Source organism: Shinella sp. HZN7, from assembly GCF_001652565.1.
In the GTDB taxonomy this organism is placed as follows: Bacteria; Pseudomonadota; Alphaproteobacteria; order Rhizobiales; family Rhizobiaceae; genus Shinella; species Shinella granuli.
This window is the reverse complement of sequence record NZ_CP015736.1, coordinates 4,471,609-4,487,699: the sequence shown is the minus strand read 5'-3', so window position 1 is coordinate 4,487,699 and position 16,091 is coordinate 4,471,609. Positions and strand designations below refer to the sequence as shown.

The window sequence follows — 16,091 nt, the reverse complement described above, 5'->3', positions numbered from 1 at the left end:
CCGGCAATGTGTTGATCGCGCTTGCGAAGTCAATAGCATGCCGCGCGGAAAAAATCACCACCTGTCCTTGCACGCGCGAATCTGGTCTAGCTTGCGGGAAAAAGCCGGCAGGCAGGCGGTTTTGCGGCCGGGACGCAGGACAGGAGATAGGCATGGCGACGACGAACGGCAATGGAAGCGGGGCGGATTTCATCACCGTCGGCGAAGGCGGCGATGCGCGGCGGATCGCGCTTTCGCTGCAGCCGCCCGCCGCCGGCAATACGCTCGCCCATTTCGTCTGGCTCGGCGGCTACCGCTCCGACATGACCGGCACCAAGGCGGTGGAGCTGGCCGGGCTTGCCGCCCGCCTCGGCACCGGCTGCGTGCGCTTCGACTATTCCGGCCACGGCGCCTCGGGCGGCGCCTTCGTCGACGGCACGATCTCGCGCTGGCTGGAGGAGGCGCTCGCGGTGGTCGACCACGCGGCAGGGACGCTCGGCACGCGCCGCGCCGTGCTCGTCGGCTCCTCGATGGGCGGGTGGATCGCGCTGCGCGCCGTCGCCGAGCTTGCCCGGCGCGGCGGCATCGAGATTGCCGGCGTGGTGCTCATCGCGCCGGCGCCGGACTTCACCTCGGAGCTGATCGAGCCGAACCTGACGGAGGCCGAGCGCACGGCGCTGGCCGAGCGCGGCCAGTTCGAGGAGCCGACGCCCTACGGCCCCGACCCGAACATCTACACGAAAAAGCTCATCGAGGACGGCCGCGACAACCGCGTGCTGACCGGCGCGATCGAGACCGGCTGCCCCGTGCATATCCTGCAGGGCATGGCCGACCCGGACGTGCCCTATGGCCATGCGGTGCGCCTGATGGAGCACCTTTCCGGCGACGACGTGGTGCTGACCATGATCCGCGACGGCGACCACCGCCTGTCGCGCCCGCAGGACATCGCCAAGATCCTCGAGGCGGCGGAAGCCCTCGCCCGCGGGCAATGAGGCCCCGGCCGGATCACATTTTAACCATATTCCCGCATCGCCAATTCTCATGATTGACGAAGGCCCCACCTGACCGTTAACTCTTTGTTAACGATTAGGGGACGTTTCATGGCACGAATGATTGGTGCGAAGGCTGGGGTTGCGGCGGTTCTCGCCCTCCTCGTCTCTTCTTCCTCGGCTTTCACCGCGCCGGCTTCGGCACTGACCATGCAGACCGGCGGCATCACGTCCCAGCCGATCGGCCATTACGAATTCTGTCAGACCAACGCTTCGGAGTGCCGCGCCGGCGTGCGCGGCCAGGCGGCCGCCAAGGTGACGGCATACGGCTGGACGGTGGTGCGCGAGATCAATGCCGGCATCAACCGTGCCGTCACGCCGATGACCGACAAGGACCTCTACGGCAAGGACGAGGTCTGGTCCTATCCGGACGGCGCGGGCGACTGCGAGGACTACGTGCTGCTCAAGCGCAAGAAGCTGATCGAGAAGGGCTTTGCCGCCGGCGACCTGCTGATCACCGTCGTGCGCAAGCCGGACGGCGAAGGCCATGCCGTGCTGACGCTGCGCACCACGCAGGGCGACTTCGTCCTCGACAACCTCAACAACGACGTCAAGCTCTGGACGGAAACGCCCTACCGCTACCTGAAGCGCCAGGCCTCGTTCCACGCCGGCCGCTGGGTCTCGATCGAAAACGGCGATGCCGTCATGGTGTCGTCGGTCGGCCAGTAAGACACGTTTCGCAGGGGGACTGCGAGGGCCGCGGAGCGATCCGCGGCCTTTGTCTTTTCCGCAGCCGTCACGCCGCCAGGGCCGCCTCGCCGATCCGCTTGTAGAAGAAGGTCGTCGCGCAGAAGCGGCCGTCCGGATAGAGCGCATAGTCGGGGATGACGCCGGCGCGCTGCCAGCCGAGGCGCTCGTAGACGGTTTCGGCGGGGCTGCCGGTGGCCGTGTCGAGCACCAGCACGGTCTTGCCGCGCCGGGCGGCTTCCGCCTCGGCGACGGCCATCAGCGCGCGGGCGATGCCGCGGCCGCGCTCGCTTTCCATGACGAGCAGCTTCTTCACGTCCGCCCGGTGCGGCTGGTTCGGCATCTGGCGGATGCCGACCTGCACCGTGCCGACGATGCGCCCCGCCCGCTCGGCGGCAAAGAGCAGCGTCGCCCCCTCGCCGACCGCCGCCGCCACGTCCTGCCAGAAGGGCAGCGCATCGGCCGGCCCATAGGGCGCCATGAAGCCGACGGAGGCCCCGCCGGTCACGCAATCGGCCAGCACATCCGCCAGTTCGCCCATCCGGGCCCGGGTTTCGTCGGCATCCAGCAGCCTGATCTCGCTCATCTCGTCCTCATGGCTCAGGGTCGGCCGCGGTCCAGCACCACGGCATAATGCGCCGGCGCGTCGCCGGGATTCTCGAAGACATGGCCCTCGGTGATGCTCATATAGAGGCAGTCGCCGGGCCGCAGGTCATGCACCGTCTCGCGAAGGGTCATGCGCAGGCGGCCTGCGAACAGCCAGACATGCTGCGTCATGCCCGCCTTGGCCGTTTCCGGCGGATAGGCGATGCGCGCGCCCGGCGGAAACGTCACCTCGATCACCTCGACGCGCGAGGCCGTGTTCGGCGCCGAGACGGCGCGGCGCTGGTAGCCCGTCTCGGGATCCCGCCAGACCACCTGGTCTTCGCGCCGCGACAGGGGATCGCCCGCCTGATCAGAGAAGGCGAAGAAGGCGGAGAGCGTCAGGTCCAGTGCCGCGCAGAGCCGCGAAAGCAGTTGCGCCGTCGGGCTCGCCTCGCCGCGCTCGATGCGCGAGATCATCGCCCGGCTGACGCCGGAGGCCCCGGCAAGGTCGTCCAGCGTCTGGCCGCGCGCCACGCGCAGCAGCCGGACCCGGTCGCCGATGGCGTTTTCCAGAGGGTCGATCACTTTTTCCATTATCATGGAATAATTCTCTCTCATAATGGAGTCAACGGGCAAACCCTTCCCGAAAATATTTTCCGGCCATGCCGCTCCGGCGACAATGCGACATCCTCCCGCCGGATAAGGTGCCGCAGCGAGATTCGGAGGGCGGGCGGATGACGGGTGAAGCACAACGGGCGTCCTCGCTCTTTTCCATCACCGCCATCGTCGTTTCGATGACCTTCGTCGCCATCGGCAACGGCATCATGCTGGCCTATGTGCCTTATGTTCTGTCGCAGGCCGGTGCGCCCTCCTGGACGCCGGGCGCGGCCGTCACGGCCATCGCCTTCGGCGGGCTGGTCGGCTGCGTCATCGCCGGTCCGGTCATCCGCCGCGTCGGCCATGCCCGCGCCTTTTCCTGCTCGCTGGCGCTGGTCATCATCGCCGCCTTCCTCGTCGCGCTCGGCGTCAACCCGATCCTGTGGATCCTCGCCCGCGGCCTCTACGGCGTGGCCGGCAACGCGAACTTCATCATCGCCCAGAGCTGGCTGAACCATGCCAGCGACAACCGCTGGCGCGGCAAGGCCATGTCCTTCTTCTACATGGCCTATGTGCTGGGGCTCGGCGTCGGCGCCTGGCTGTTCGGCCGCATGCCGGCGGACGGCAACCTCGCCCCGCTCGTCACCATCTTCGTCACCACGATCGCGCTGCTGCCGATCGGCCTCACGAAGCTGCCCACCCCGCCGGCGCCCGCCCGGGTCAGCGTCGATTTCGCCATGGCCTGGCGCAATTCGCCGGTCGCGCTGATCGGCGTGCTGGCCGCCGGCGGCCTTTCCATGGTGGTGCAGGGTTTTACCCCGATCTACGCCGCCACCAACAAGGTCGGCCAGGCGGATGTCGCGCTCCTGATGTTCGTCATGCAGTTCGGCCTCATCTTCGTGCAATACCCGCTCGGCACGCTCTCCGACCGCATCGACCGGCGCATCGTGCTGATCGCCACCTGCCTGCTGATCGCGGGCACCGCGGTCGTCGCCCTCTTCGTCTCCTTCCAGGCCTTCGTCATCCTCATGATCGTCTTCGCGCTCTGGGCGGGCGCCGTCGAGAGCGTCTATTCGATCGCCAATGCCCATGCCAACGACCGGACCGACCCGGAGGACTTCGTGCCCCTCGCCTCGACGCTGCTCGTCGCCTGGTCGACCTCGGCGACGCTGGTTCCGCTGGCCGTGACGGCGCTGACGCCCGTCTTCGGCCCGAAGACCTTCATCTATGCCGCCATGGCCGTGGCGCTCGCCTATGCCGCCTTCGTCGCCCAGCGGCTGCGGCTGCGCGAGACGGTGCCGCCGGAGGCGCGGGAGACCTTCGAGATCCGAAGCGCCCAGGTGCCGAATGCCGGCGCGCTCGTCGAAGGCGAAAAAGCCCCGGAATAGCGGCGTTCGCGCGCACGAAACCCTTCATTTACCGCTTTGCGGGAATCTTCCCCGCTGCTATATGGCGCGCATGAGCACCAACACTTCGACGCCCCTCGACCATATCCGCAACTTCTCCATCGTGGCCCATATCGACCACGGCAAGTCGACGCTCGCCGACCGGCTGATCCAGTCGACCGGCGGCCTTGCCGACCGCGAGATGTCGGAACAGGTCCTCGACAACATGGATATCGAGCGCGAGCGCGGCATCACCATCAAGGCCCAGACCGTGCGCCTGCACTACAAGGCCAAGGACGGCGAGACCTATGTGCTGAACCTCATCGACACGCCCGGCCATGTCGACTTCGCCTACGAGGTCTCGCGCTCGCTGTCGGCCTGCGAGGGTTCGCTGCTCGTCGTCGACGCGTCCCAGGGCGTGGAGGCCCAGACGCTCGCCAATGTCTACCAGGCGATCGACAACAACCACGAGCTCGTGACGGTGCTCAACAAGATCGACCTGCCGGCCGCCGAGCCCGACCGCATCAAGGAGCAGATCGAGGAGGTGATCGGCATCGATGCCTCCGACGCCGTGCTGATCTCGGCCAAGACCGGCCTCGGCATTCCGGACGTGCTCGAAGCCATCGTCCAGCGCCTGCCCGCGCCGAAGAGCGAAGGCGGCGAGAAGGCCCCGCTGAAGGCGCTGCTCGTCGATAGCTGGTACGACACCTATCTCGGCGTCATGGTTCTCGTGCGCGTCATCGAAGGCCGCATCAGCAAGGGCCAGACCATCCGCATGATGGGCACGGACGCGAAATACACGATCGAGCGCGTCGGCGTGCTGACGCCGAAGATGGTGGCGATGGATTCCCTCGGCCCGGGCGAGATCGGCTTCATCACCGCCTCGATCAAGGAAGTGGCCGATACCCGCGTCGGCGACACGATCACCGAGGACAAGCGCCCGACGGCAAAGGCCCTGCCGGGCTTCAAGCCGGCCCAGCCGGTGGTGTTCTGCGGCCTCTTCCCGGTCGATGCCGCCGATTTCGAGGACCTGCGCTCGGCGATGGGCAAGCTGCGCCTCAACGACGCCTCGTTCTCCTTCGAAATGGAAAGCTCCGCCGCGCTCGGCTTCGGCTTCCGCTGCGGCTTCCTCGGCCTGCTGCACCTCGAGATCATCCAGGAGCGCCTGGAGCGCGAGTTCGACCTCGACCTCATCGCGACGGCCCCCTCGGTCGTCTACAAGCTCTTCATGACCGACGGTTCCGAGCGCGAGCTGCACAACCCGGCCGACATGCCCGACGTCGTGAAGATCTCGGAAATCCACGAGCCGTGGATCCGCGCGACCATCCTGACGCCGGACGACTATCTCGGCGGCATCCTGAAGCTCTGCCAGGACCGCCGCGGCATCCAGATCGAGCTGACCTATGTCGGCACGCGCGCCATGCTCACCTACGACCTGCCGCTCAACGAGGTCGTCTTCGACTTCTACGACCGCCTGAAGTCGATCTCCAAGGGTTATGCCTCCTTCGACTACCAGATCACCGACCACAAGGAAGGCAACCTGGTGAAGATGTCGATCCTCGTCAACGGCGAGCCGGTCGACGCGCTCTCCATGATGGTGCACCGCATGGCCGCCGAAAAGCGCGGCCGCGAAATGTGCGAGAAGCTCAAGGAGCTGATCCCGAAGCACATGTTCAAGATCCCGATCCAGGCCGCCATCGGCGGCAACGTGATCGCCCGCGAGACCATCTCGGCGCTGCGCAAGGACGTGACCGCCAAGTGCTACGGGGGCGACGCCACCCGCAAGCGCAAGCTGCTCGAAAAGCAGAAGGCCGGCAAGAAGCGCATGCGCCAGTTCGGCAAGGTGGAGATCCCGCAGGAAGCCTTCATCGCCGCGCTCAAGATGGGCGACGAATAAAGGCCGGCGCCACCGCCCCGTGACAGAACACGAAAGCCCCGGATGCCCCCGCATCCGGGGCTTTCTGGCGATTGGAGGAGAGGGCGTGCCGTGCGGGTGGATCCTCGGGTCAAGCCCGAGGATGACGGAGGGGAGGAAAAGCCCGGGACCCCATTGAACGGTACGGCATGCGGAACCGCTGCCTTAGCCCGCCCCCTTCCCTTCTGTCGTCATCCTCGGGCTTGACCCGAGGATCCATCCGCACGGCACGCCCTCTCCTCCCCGAAAAACACGCCCAATTTCCCCGCCCACCAATTCCGTGCCTACAATCCTCCCGTCCCGCCACGGATACGCTGCCAGGCGTGGCAGTGAGGCGGGGCCGGCGCTTGTGGCGGGGGAAGGACGTGAGCCCGCACCGCAAGGGCCTGCGGAAAATGGTCTCCCTCCGGCGACACGGGGGAAGCGGCGGGGCGTCGGACCGACCCTGCCGTTTCATGCCCCGGACGGCGCGCCGGGCGTGCCTGTGCGGCACACAAGGGGGCCGGGTCCGGCGGATGCGTCGGCATCGTCCGCCGGGGTGAAGCCTCTCCGGGAAGGGTGCGAGAGCGCCTTTCCGTCCGCAATCGCCATGGCGCGCGATTGCGGATGCCAAAACGGAGCCGCCCATCCCGGAAACCGGCGACAGGCATCCACGGCCCCGGCCCTTGCAGAGGGACCGCAGTCGCGGGCAAAAACCGCCGAACGGGGCGCTGAAAGGTGCCGCAGATACAATTTTTCAGATGAGGCAGCTTCCAGCGCCCCGTCCGATGCTCTTTGACAACCCCACGGGCGAAATCCGCCGCGTGGACCATGGCGCATGGACTTCAGGCATCCTCGTAGCGCTGCTGTCCCGTCCGCAGCGCGGCGTCCAGCCGGCCGCCCTCGGGGAAGATCGCCAGCGTTTCGGGTTTCTCCACGCCAGGCACCAGCCGGTGACAGGTCTCGGCGGGGCCGAGCACGGTGGTGACGGGGATGACGCCGGCCCAGATCGGCAGGGCGAAATCCGCCTCGTCGTCGCCGACGCCCTTGGCGCGCACCTTGGCCGCCGCCTCGTCGATCGGCATGGCGACGATCGTCGTCGCCTTGGCCTCCTGCGGCGTGATGGGGCGCAGCAGCGCGCTGCGGCCCGGATAGAAGCGGTCGACGACGTCGCGCATCGCCTCGATCTTCTCCGCCGGGTCCTCGACGAGCCGCGCCGTGCCGAAGCACATGGCGGAGCGGTAATTGGCCGAATGGTTGAAGCCGGAGCGGGCGAGCACCAGCCCGTCGAGATGGGCGACGGTGAGGCAGGCGGGCGTGCCGGCCTTCAGGTGCCGCAGCATGCGGCTGGCGGAGGAACCGTGCCAGTAGAGCGTATCGCCCCTGCGCCAGAAGAGGGTGGGCGTCGCATAGGGCTGGCCGTCGATGACATAGGCGACGTGACAGAGCATGGCGGCGTCGAGAATGGCATGGACGCTTTCGCGGTCGTAGCTGCCGCGCTCGTGCATGCGCTTGACGCGGTTGCGCGGGGTGACGGGATAGGCGGCGGTCTCGGTGCTCATCTGCGGGCTTGCCTTTCAAAGGAGAGGCCGCCATGGTGCGCCATGGCATTGGATCGAAAAAGCACCAATTCCGAGCAAAAAATCCGGACCATTCTGCCGGACTGGTCCTCGCTCGTTCCCGTTCTCCCGGCGGCGGGCCGGCGCACGCCGGCGCTCTACCGCGAACTGCGGCGGCTGATCGAGGCGGGCGACATTCCACCCGGCAGCAAGCTGCCGCCGACGCGGGACCTCGCGCAGCGGCTGAAGACCTCGCGCGGCAGCGTGGTCGCCGCCTTCGAGACGCTGATCGCCGAGGGCTTCGCGGTCGCCCGCACCGGGGCCGGCACCTTCGTTGCCGACCGGGTGCCGACGCTGAAGCCGACGGAACCGGTCGAGCGGGAGAAGAGCGCCCCGACAATGCCGCTGCCCGGCACGCTCGGCGTCGCCATGGCCGACGCACGCACGCTGAAACAGTTCCGCACGCTGCTGGCGCGCCATCTCGCCCGGCCGGGCCCGGAGCACTTCCACTATGGCGATCCGCGCGGCGGCGAAGCGCTGCGCCAGGCGGTCGCCGCCTATCTCCGGCAGGCGCGCGGCGTGCGCTGCGCGGCGCGCTCGATCGTCATCACGACGGGCACGCAGCAGGGCATCGACCTCGTCATCCGCAGCGCGCTGGCGCCGGGCGACCGGGTGATGATCGAGGACCCGTGCTATCCGAGCGCCCGGGCGGCCTTTTCCGGCAACGGCCTGGCGCTCTGCGGCCTTGCCGTCGACGGCGAGGGGGCGGATATCGCCCTGGCGGCACCGGGCGCCCGCGCCGTCTATGTCACGCCGTCGCACCAGTTCCCGCTCGGCGTGACCATGAGCATGCGCCGGCGGCTCGCCCTGATCGACTGGGCGCGGGAGACCGGCGGCTGGATCATCGAGGACGACTATGACAGCGAGTTCCGCTTCGCCGGGCCGCCGCTCGCCGCCATGCAGGGCATGGATGACAGCGGGCGCGTGATCTATCTCGGCACCTTCTCCAAGGTGCTCTTCCCGGGCCTCAGGCTCGGTTATGCCGTCATTCCCGATCCGCTGCTCGACGCGGTCGTGGCGCTGCGCGGCCGCAGCGACCGCAGCCCGCCGACGCTGGCCGAGGCCGCCCTCACCGACCTCATCCGCGAGGGCCACTTCGCCGCGCATCTGCGCCGCGCCCGGCGGCAGGCGCAGGCGGCACGCGACGCGCTGGTGGCCGGGCTCTCGACGACCGGCGCGCTTTCGGTCGGCGTGCCGGACCAGGGCCTGCACCTCGTCGCCGGCCTGCCGGCCGCGCTTGCCGATACGGATGCGGTGGAGATTGCCGCGCGCGCCGGGCTCGGCGTGCGGGCGCTCTCGGCCATGGCCGTCACCAATCCGCCGCGGCAGGGCCTGGTCATCGGCTTTTCCGGCTTCGCCCCGGAAATCCTCAAGGCCGCCGCATCGCGATTCGCGGCGGCGCTGTCCGGGTTCTAAGGCCGTATCCGCTTCAGGCGACCCGGCGGGTTGCGGCGGCGGCGATCGTCGCCACCCAGGCCCGCGCGATGGCAAGGCCCGTGGCGTCGGCGCGCGGGCCGTTCTCGTCGGCCAGGGCGGCGCGCCGTGCGAGCCAGCCGGGCTGGAGCGTCTCGATGAGCTGCGGGAAGGTCTCCGCCCAGCCGTCCACCACCGCGCGGCTCGCCTCGAAATGGAACTGGGTGCCGTAGGTGGCGCGGCCGATGCGGAAGGCCTGGTTCTCGGCGGCACCATTGGTGGCCAGGCGCACGGCCTTGTCCGGCAGCGTGAACGTGTCGCTGTGCCACTGGAAGATCGGGAACGCGCCGGCCGCCGCCGACAGGACCGGATCGCCGGCGCCGTCCGTCGTCAGCGCCACCGTGCACCAGCCGAATTCCGGCGCCGCGCCGATCAGGTTCTCCGCGCCATAGGCCCGGGCGAGAAGCTGGCTGCCGAGGCAGACGCCGAGCACCGACTTGTCCGCATCGCCAAAGCGGCGCATCAGCGCGGCGAGCGCCGGCAGGTAGCCGTGGCGCTCGTCGTCGCGGGCGTTCTGCGGGCCGCCCATGACGACGATGGCATCGTGGGCCGCGTCATCCGCCGGGATGATGTCGCCGGCATGGGGGCGGCACAGGTCGATCTCGGCGCCCGCCTCGTCAAGAGCGATGCCGATCTGCCCCAGCAAGGTCACCCTGTCGTTTTCCACCACCAGCACGCGCATGCGATACTCCCGTTCTTCGATATGACGCGAGACAAACACGGCCCTCCCCTTCATTCAAGGGCCAAACAGAAAGAACCCGGCTCTTTCGAGCCGGGCAAGGCGGGGAGGATCGACGAAGAAGAGGGATCAATGGCAGACGCGGATCTTCTTGATGACGACGTTGCCGTAATAGTCGTAGGCCTTGACCTTCTTGATGAAGCAGGCGGGCTCGTAACCGTAGCTGTAGGAGCCGGCCTGCGAGGGGGCGGCGAAGGAAACGGCGGCAACGAGGGCGACGGTGGCGGAAACGATGATCTTGCGCATGGGGTCTCTCCTGATCGGTTGGGGATGAGCCTCTCTCATCCGGTGATCAGAAGGTCTCACATCCCCCCGCCCCGCGCTGTTCCGCGGGAAACAGGGTCAGGGATAGATGACGCCCTTGCGCAGGATGACATTGGCATAGAGCCGCGGCTCGCTGGTCTGCACCAGCGTATGGGCGGCGCGCACGCGGCCGTAGAAATCGGCGCCGACGAGCGGCACGACCGCGCGATCCGGCGCATGGCGGGCGCAGCAGTCGATGATCTCGCGGTGCACGGGCTCCAGCGTGTCGCGCTCCTGGCGGAAGGTGGAGCGGAAGATCGCCTCCTCGACGAAATCGTCGATCGGCAGCACCGAGAGCACGGCATTCAGCACGGGGACGAGCGGCACGCCGTCGAGGCGGATGAGGCGGCGGGCATGCTCGACGCCCGGATAGTTGCCGTCGACGAGGGCGATCTCGTCGCCGTGGCCCATGGCGCGCAGCGTCGCGAGCAGTTCCGGGCCCAGGATGGGGTCGAGACCTTTCAGCATTCAGGCAAGCTCCTTGAAGAGGACGTTCTGGTCCGGAAGATAGCGGGAGAAGAGCGGCAGGCTGGCCCCGCCGATCGAGCGTGCGGCGCTGCCGACCGCGCCCTCGACGATCTCGGGCAGGGTGACGCCCTGGAGGTCGAGGCGGGCGACGGCGGCCTGCGTCGCCGCGACCACGCGCTCGCGCACCCAGGCGGGAAAGCCGCCGTCGATGATGACGGCGGAGAAGTCGATGACGGAGGCGGAGGCGACGACGGCCTGGGCGAGCGCGGCGGCCATGTCCTCGATCCAGATCGCGAGCGGCGCGCCGAAATCGATCCATCCGTCCGGCGAATACCAGAGCGGCTTCGGATCGATGCCGTGCTCGCGCAGCAGGTTCTCCAGGCGGTAGATCGAGGCGATCTTCAGGAGCTGCACCGTCTCGCCGTCGCGGCCCTGCACGGGCAGGGGGCCGATGGCGCCCGCCGTGCCGGTGCGGCCGGTGAAGAGCGCCGAATTCAGCACCACGCCGCCGCCGATGAAGGAGCCGATGAAGAGATAGAGGAAATCGGGATATTGCGGGCCGAGGCCGAAGACGAGCTCGGCCGCGCAGGCGCTCGTCGCGTCGTTCTGGAGCGCGACCGGGTAAGGCACGCGGCTTGCGATCTCCGCCTCCAGGTCGACGCCGCGCCACTGGTCCATGTCGGCCTGCGGTGCGCCCACTTCGCTCGCCCAGCTCCACAGTTCGAAGGGGGCGGCGACGCCGAAGCCGGCGATGCGGGCGCGCTCCTCCGGCGTGATCGCGGCTTCCAGCTCGGCCAGGCCCTCCTCGACGAAGGAAAGCAGCGGGCCGGGCATGGGATAGGGATAGGTGCGGCGCGCCCGGCGGCGGATGCCGCCGACGAAATCCATCATGACGAGATCGGCGCTGCGGCGGCCGATCTTCAGGCCGAAGGAATAGACCGCATCGGGATTGAGCCGCATGGGCACGGAGGGCTGGCCGACCTTGCCGCGCATCGGCTCGCCGCGCATCAAAAGCCCCTCCGCCTCCAGCGCGCGCATGATGACGGTGACGGTCTGGGCGGAAAGGCCGCTGCGCCGGGCGATCTCGGCCTTCGACAGGCTACCGTGCCGGCGCACCAGCGACATGACCAGGCGTTCGTTATAGGCCCGGACGCGCACCTGGTTCGCGCCCCCGCTCGGATCGAGGATTTCGGCCGGCACGGCATGTGCCGTCGCGTCCTTTCTGATCATCGTCTCCTCCCGTGCCGGACCGGGCGCCCGCGCCCTTCCGGTCCTCTTATCGGCTGGCGATCCGCTCTTCCACCGGAAACGCGCAGCGGGGCTTTCGCCCGTTCTTTCCCTGCAGCATGCCACATCGAATTAATAATTCAATTCGATTTATTTATTGACAGGCATTTCTTTTGGTGTTCTCTTGAAGACGGAAGCAAGGATCGGCCGGCAGAGGACCTGCCCGCCGCCCTGCGACCGGATCGCCCCAGGAGAGGGGCGTATCCCGTTTCGTCCTTGGGAGGATACCATGAAGAAAACCATCATTTCCGCCGCTCTCGGCGCGCTTGCACTCGGCGTCGCCTTTTCCACGCCGGCCGCCGCCGCCGACACCACCGCCTGCCTGATCACCAAGACCGACACCAACCCCTTCTTCGTCAAGATGAAGGAAGGCGCCGAAGCGAAGGCCAAGGAACTCGGCGTGACGCTGAAGGCCTATGCCGGCAAGATCGACGGCGATTCGGAAAGCCAGGTCGCCGCGATCGAGACCTGCATCGCCGACGGCGCGAAGGGCATCCTGATCGCCGCGTCCGACACGAAGGGCATCGTTCCCTCCGTGCAGAAGGCGCGGGATGCGGGCCTGCTCGTCATCGCGCTCGACACGCCGCTGGAGCCGCTCGACAGCGCCGACATGACCTTCGCCACCGACAACCTGCTCGCCGGCGAGCTGATCGGCAAGTGGGCCGCCGCGTCGCTCGGCGATGCCGCCAAGGACGCCAAGATCGCCTTCCTCAACCTGACGCCCTCGCAGCCTTCGGTCGACGTGCTGCGCAACCAGGGCTTCATGAAGGGCTTCGGCATCGACGTGAAGGACATTTCCAAGATCGGCGACGAGGACGATGCCCGCATCGTCGGCCACGACGTGACCAACGGCAACGAGGAGGGCGGCCGCACCGCCATGGAGAACCTTCTCCAGAAGGATCCGTCCATCAACGTCGTGCACACGATCAACGAACCGGCCGCTGCCGGCGCCTATGAAGCGCTGAAGGCCGTCGGCAAGGAAGGCGACGTGCTGATCGTTTCCGTCGACGGCGGTTGCCCGGGCGTGCAGAACGTCGCGGACGGCGTCATCGGCGCCACCTCGCAGCAGTACCCGCTGATGATGGCCGCCCTCGGCATCGAGGCCATCAAGACCTTCGCCGACAGCGGCGAGAAGCCGAAGGCCACCGAAGGCAAGGACTTCTTCGACACGGGCGTGACGCTCGTGACGGACAAGCCGGCAGACGGCGTCGAGTCCATCGACACCAAGGCCGGCAAGGACAAGTGCTGGGGCTGATGCCCCCGCCGGCCCGGCTTGACCGGGCCGGCTTTCCGCTTTGGACGCGGATCGGGTCGCGGCGAAGACCGGCCCTGCTTTGACATTCGCAACAAGACATGGGCACCTTTCATCCCCAGGCTGCGGCGAAAGCCGGCACCGCCCGGGGAGGAGACCGCCCGCAGATGGCGGCAGGTGCGCAAGGCGCCCCAGCGATGCGTCCATGCACCATTTCATCCGGTCAGCCGCGACGGTCGGCGCCGGAAGGGGAGGAAAAGATCATGAGTGAGACATCGACGGTCTCGCAGGGCGCCCAGCCCTCGCAACCCTCGCAGGAATTCGAGAAGGTGCTGTCCGGCAGCGCGACCCAGGTCGCCTCCTTCGATACGCACGACAAGACGCCCGTCCAGAAATTCCAGCATTTCCTGCACGGCAGCCCCTCCGCGGTGCCGCTGATCGTGCTCGTGCTCTCGGTGGCGGTATTCGGCATCATCCTCGGCGGAAAGTTCTTCTCCGCCTTCACGATGACGCTCATCCTCCAGCAGGTGGCTATCGTCGGCATCGTCGGCGCGGCGCAGACGCTGGTCATCCTGACGGCCGGCATCGACCTGTCGGTCGGTGCGATCATGGTGCTCTCGTCCGTCGTGATGGGCCAGTTCACCTTCCGCTACGGCCTGCCGCCGTCGCTCGCCGTCCTGTGCGGCCTCGCCTGCGGCGCGTTCTGCGGCTATATCAACGGCCTGCTCGTCGCCCGCATGAAGCTGCCGCCCTTCATCGTCACGCTCGGCATGTGGCAGATCATCCTCGCCTCGAACTTCCTCTATTCGGCCAACGAGACCATCCGCTCGCAGGACATCTCCGCGCAGGCCCCGCTCCTGCAGTTCTTCGGCAACAACATCCGCTTCGGCGGCGCGGTCTTCACCTACGGCGTCATCGCCATGGTGCTGCTGGTGGCGCTGCTCTGGTACGTGCTGAACCACACCGCCTGGGGCCGCCATGTCTATGCGGTCGGCGACGATCCGGACGCGGCGGAGCTGGCCGGCGTCAACGTCAAGCGCATGCTGGTCTCGGTCTACACGCTGTCCGGCCTCATCTGCGCGCTCGCCGGCTGGGCGCTCATCGGCCGCATCGGCTCGGTCTCGCCGACGGCGGGGCAGTTCGCCAACATCGAATCGATCACCGCCGTGGTGATCGGCGGCCTCTCGCTGTTCGGCGGGCGCGGCTCGATCCTCGGCATGATCTTCGGGGCGCTGATCGTCGGCGTCTTCTCGCTCGGTCTTCGCCTCATCGGCACGGACCCGCAATGGACCTATCTCCTGATCGGCGTCCTCATCATCTCGGCCGTCGCAATCGACCAGTGGATCAGAAAGGTAGCAGGCTGATGGCTCTCGAACCCATTCTCACCGCCCGCGGTCTCGTCAAGCGCTACGGCCGCGTCACCGCCCTCGACCAAGCGGACTTCGACCTCTATCCCGGCGAGATCCTCGCCGTGATCGGCGACAACGGCGCGGGCAAGTCCTCGATGATCAAGGCGATCTCCGGCGCCATCACGCCGGACGAGGGCGAAATCCGCCTGGAAGGCCAGCCGGTGCATTTCCGCTCGCCGATCGAGGCGCGCAGCGCCGGCATCGAGACCGTCTACCAGAACCTCGCGCTCTCGCCTGCCCTCTCGATCGCCGACAACATGTTCCTCGGCCGCGAGATCAGGAAGCCCGGCGTCATGGGCCAGTGGTTCCGCAAGCTCGACCGCACGGCGATGGAGAAGTTCGCCCGCGACAAGCTCTCCGAACTCGGGCTGATGACGATCCAGAACATCAACCAGGCGGTGGAGACCTTGTCCGGCGGCCAGCGCCAGGGGGTCGCCGTGGCGCGGGCTGCCGCCTTCGGTTCGAAAGTGATCATCCTCGACGAGCCGACGGCGGCGCTCGGCGTCAAGGAGAGCCGGCGCGTCCTGGAACTCATCCTCGACGTGCGCCGGCGCGGCATTCCGATCGTGCTGATCTCGCACAACATGCCGCATGTCTTCGAGGTGGCGGACCGCATCCACATCCACCGGCTCGGCCGGCGGCTGACGGTCATCAACCCGAAGGACTACACCATGTCCGACGCCGTCGCCTTCATGACCGGCGCGAAACTGCCCGCCGAGGCCGTCGCGGCATGACAACGGTCGAAACAATCGTGGACGATCTTCTGCGGCGCGCGCAAAACGCGCGCCGCGTCTTGCTCGGCATTGCCGGCCCTCCGGGCGCCGGCAAGTCGACGCTGGTCGAAGCCGTCAGGGAAAGGCTTCTCGCCCGCGGCGAGACGGCGGAAATCCTGCCGATGGACGGCTTTCACATGGACAACGGCATTCTCGCCGAACGCGGCCTCCTGCCGCGCAAGGGTGCACCCGAAACCTTCGACGCCCGCGGCTTCATCGACATCGTCGAGGCCCTGAAAAGGGCACAGGACGAAGTCCTCGTCCCGGTCTTCGATCGATCGCGCGAGATCGCCATCAACGCGGCCCGTGCCATCCCGGCCGATACGCGCTTCATCCTCGCGGAAGGCAACTACCTGCTGCTGAAGGACGCGCCCTGGGACCGGCTCGAAGGGAAATTCGACGTCACCATCTTCGTCGGCCCGCCCTATGCGGTGCTGGAGGAGCGGCTGCGCCGGCGCTGGCTCGGCTATGGGCTGCCGGAAGACGAGATCCAGCGCAAGCTCTACGGCAACGACCTGCCGAACGGAAAGCGCATCCTGGAGAATTCCCGCCCCGCGGACCTCACCATCGACATCTTCTGAAACGATTGTCG

At 67.8% G+C, this 16,091-nt stretch carries 16 protein-coding genes; 9 read left to right on the top strand and 7 right to left on the bottom strand.

What is annotated here, in order from left to right:
- The first annotated feature begins 152 nt into the window (after positions 1–152).
- Positions 153–971: a carboxylesterase gene (locus tag shn_RS21490; RefSeq protein ID WP_064332217.1), complete on the top strand. Its 819-nt coding sequence runs from the start codon at positions 153–155 to the stop codon at positions 969–971.
- A 108-nt stretch (positions 972–1,079) separates the two neighbouring features.
- Positions 1,080–1,697 (top strand): transglutaminase-like cysteine peptidase, encoded by a 618-nt coding sequence (locus shn_RS21485; RefSeq protein ID WP_064332216.1) that lies wholly within the window; start codon positions 1,080–1,082, stop codon positions 1,695–1,697.
- Positions 1,698–1,764: 67 nt separating this feature from the next.
- Here the strand turns inward: shn_RS21485 and shn_RS21480 are convergent, their stop codons facing one another.
- Together shn_RS21480 and shn_RS21475 are read right to left on the bottom strand one after the other, a co-directional pair.
- Complete coding sequence (locus tag shn_RS21480) at positions 1,765–2,301, bottom strand: GNAT family N-acetyltransferase (protein ID WP_064332215.1); 537 nt, start codon at positions 2,299–2,301, stop codon at positions 1,765–1,767.
- A gap of 14 nt (positions 2,302–2,315) precedes the next feature.
- Positions 2,316–2,900 carry a helix-turn-helix domain-containing protein gene (locus shn_RS21475; protein WP_371328576.1) on the bottom strand — a complete coding sequence of 195 codons (585 nt, stop codon included), beginning with the start codon at positions 2,898–2,900 and terminating at the stop codon, positions 2,316–2,318.
- A 134-nt stretch (positions 2,901–3,034) separates the two neighbouring features.
- Between shn_RS21475 and shn_RS21470 the strand changes: the two genes are divergently transcribed.
- Together shn_RS21470 and lepA are read left to right on the top strand one after the other, a co-directional pair.
- The gene (locus shn_RS21470; RefSeq protein ID WP_064332214.1) at positions 3,035–4,285 is read left to right on the top strand and encodes an MFS transporter; all 1,251 of its coding nucleotides are present in this window, start codon (positions 3,035–3,037) and stop codon (positions 4,283–4,285) included.
- A 61-nt stretch (positions 4,286–4,346) separates the two neighbouring features.
- Positions 4,347–6,179: a translation elongation factor 4 gene (gene lepA, locus shn_RS21465; RefSeq protein ID WP_064332213.1), complete on the top strand. Its 1,833-nt coding sequence runs from the start codon at positions 4,347–4,349 to the stop codon at positions 6,177–6,179.
- 842 nt (positions 6,180–7,021) lie between these two features.
- Here the strand turns inward: lepA and shn_RS21460 are convergent.
- Positions 7,022–7,738 (bottom strand): pyridoxamine 5'-phosphate oxidase family protein, encoded by a 717-nt coding sequence (locus shn_RS21460; RefSeq protein ID WP_064332212.1) that lies wholly within the window; start codon positions 7,736–7,738, stop codon positions 7,022–7,024.
- A gap of 42 nt (positions 7,739–7,780) precedes the next feature.
- On the opposite strand from shn_RS21460, the gene shn_RS21455 reads away from it, so the two are divergent.
- Positions 7,781–9,211: a PLP-dependent aminotransferase family protein gene (locus shn_RS21455; protein ID WP_064332211.1), complete on the top strand. Its 1,431-nt coding sequence runs from the start codon at positions 7,781–7,783 to the stop codon at positions 9,209–9,211.
- A gap of 13 nt (positions 9,212–9,224) precedes the next feature.
- On the opposite strand, the gene shn_RS21450 is transcribed toward shn_RS21455, so the two are convergent.
- The 4 genes from shn_RS21450 to shn_RS21440 all read right to left on the bottom strand — a co-directional run bounded on the left by shn_RS21450 (position 9,225) and on the right by shn_RS21440 (position 12,008).
- On the bottom strand, positions 9,225–9,950 hold the full coding sequence (locus shn_RS21450; protein ID WP_064332210.1) for a type 1 glutamine amidotransferase: 726 nt from the start codon (positions 9,948–9,950) through the stop codon (positions 9,225–9,227).
- Positions 9,951–10,076: 126 nt separating this feature from the next.
- Positions 10,077–10,253, bottom strand: a complete 177-nt coding sequence (locus tag shn_RS36495; RefSeq protein ID WP_162853016.1) for a hypothetical protein — start codon at positions 10,251–10,253, stop codon at positions 10,077–10,079.
- A 96-nt stretch (positions 10,254–10,349) separates the two neighbouring features.
- Positions 10,350–10,778 (bottom strand): RbsD/FucU family protein, encoded by a 429-nt coding sequence (locus tag shn_RS21445; RefSeq protein ID WP_064332209.1) that lies wholly within the window; start codon positions 10,776–10,778, stop codon positions 10,350–10,352.
- Positions 10,779–12,008, bottom strand: a complete 1,230-nt coding sequence (locus shn_RS21440; protein ID WP_064332208.1) for an ROK family transcriptional regulator — start codon at positions 12,006–12,008, stop codon at positions 10,779–10,781.
- A gap of 286 nt (positions 12,009–12,294) precedes the next feature.
- On the opposite strand from shn_RS21440, the gene shn_RS21435 reads away from it, so the two are divergent.
- The 4 genes from shn_RS21435 (at position 12,295) to shn_RS21420 (ending at position 16,080) form a co-directional block, all read left to right on the top strand.
- Positions 12,295–13,320: a sugar ABC transporter substrate-binding protein gene (locus shn_RS21435; RefSeq protein ID WP_064332207.1), complete on the top strand. Its 1,026-nt coding sequence runs from the start codon at positions 12,295–12,297 to the stop codon at positions 13,318–13,320.
- Between the two features lie 260 nt (positions 13,321–13,580).
- Complete coding sequence (locus tag shn_RS21430; RefSeq protein ID WP_064332206.1) at positions 13,581–14,681, top strand: ABC transporter permease; 1,101 nt, start codon at positions 13,581–13,583, stop codon at positions 14,679–14,681.
- Positions 14,681–15,460: an ATP-binding cassette domain-containing protein gene (locus tag shn_RS21425; protein WP_064332205.1), complete on the top strand. Its 780-nt coding sequence runs from the start codon at positions 14,681–14,683 to the stop codon at positions 15,458–15,460. Before shn_RS21430 ends, shn_RS21425 begins: the two co-directional genes overlap by 1 nt.
- Entirely contained in the window at positions 15,457–16,080 is a 624-nt protein-coding gene (locus tag shn_RS21420; RefSeq protein WP_064332204.1) for a nucleoside triphosphate hydrolase, read from the top strand. Before shn_RS21425 ends, shn_RS21420 begins: the two co-directional genes overlap by 4 nt.
- Positions 16,081–16,091: the final 11 nt, after the last annotated feature.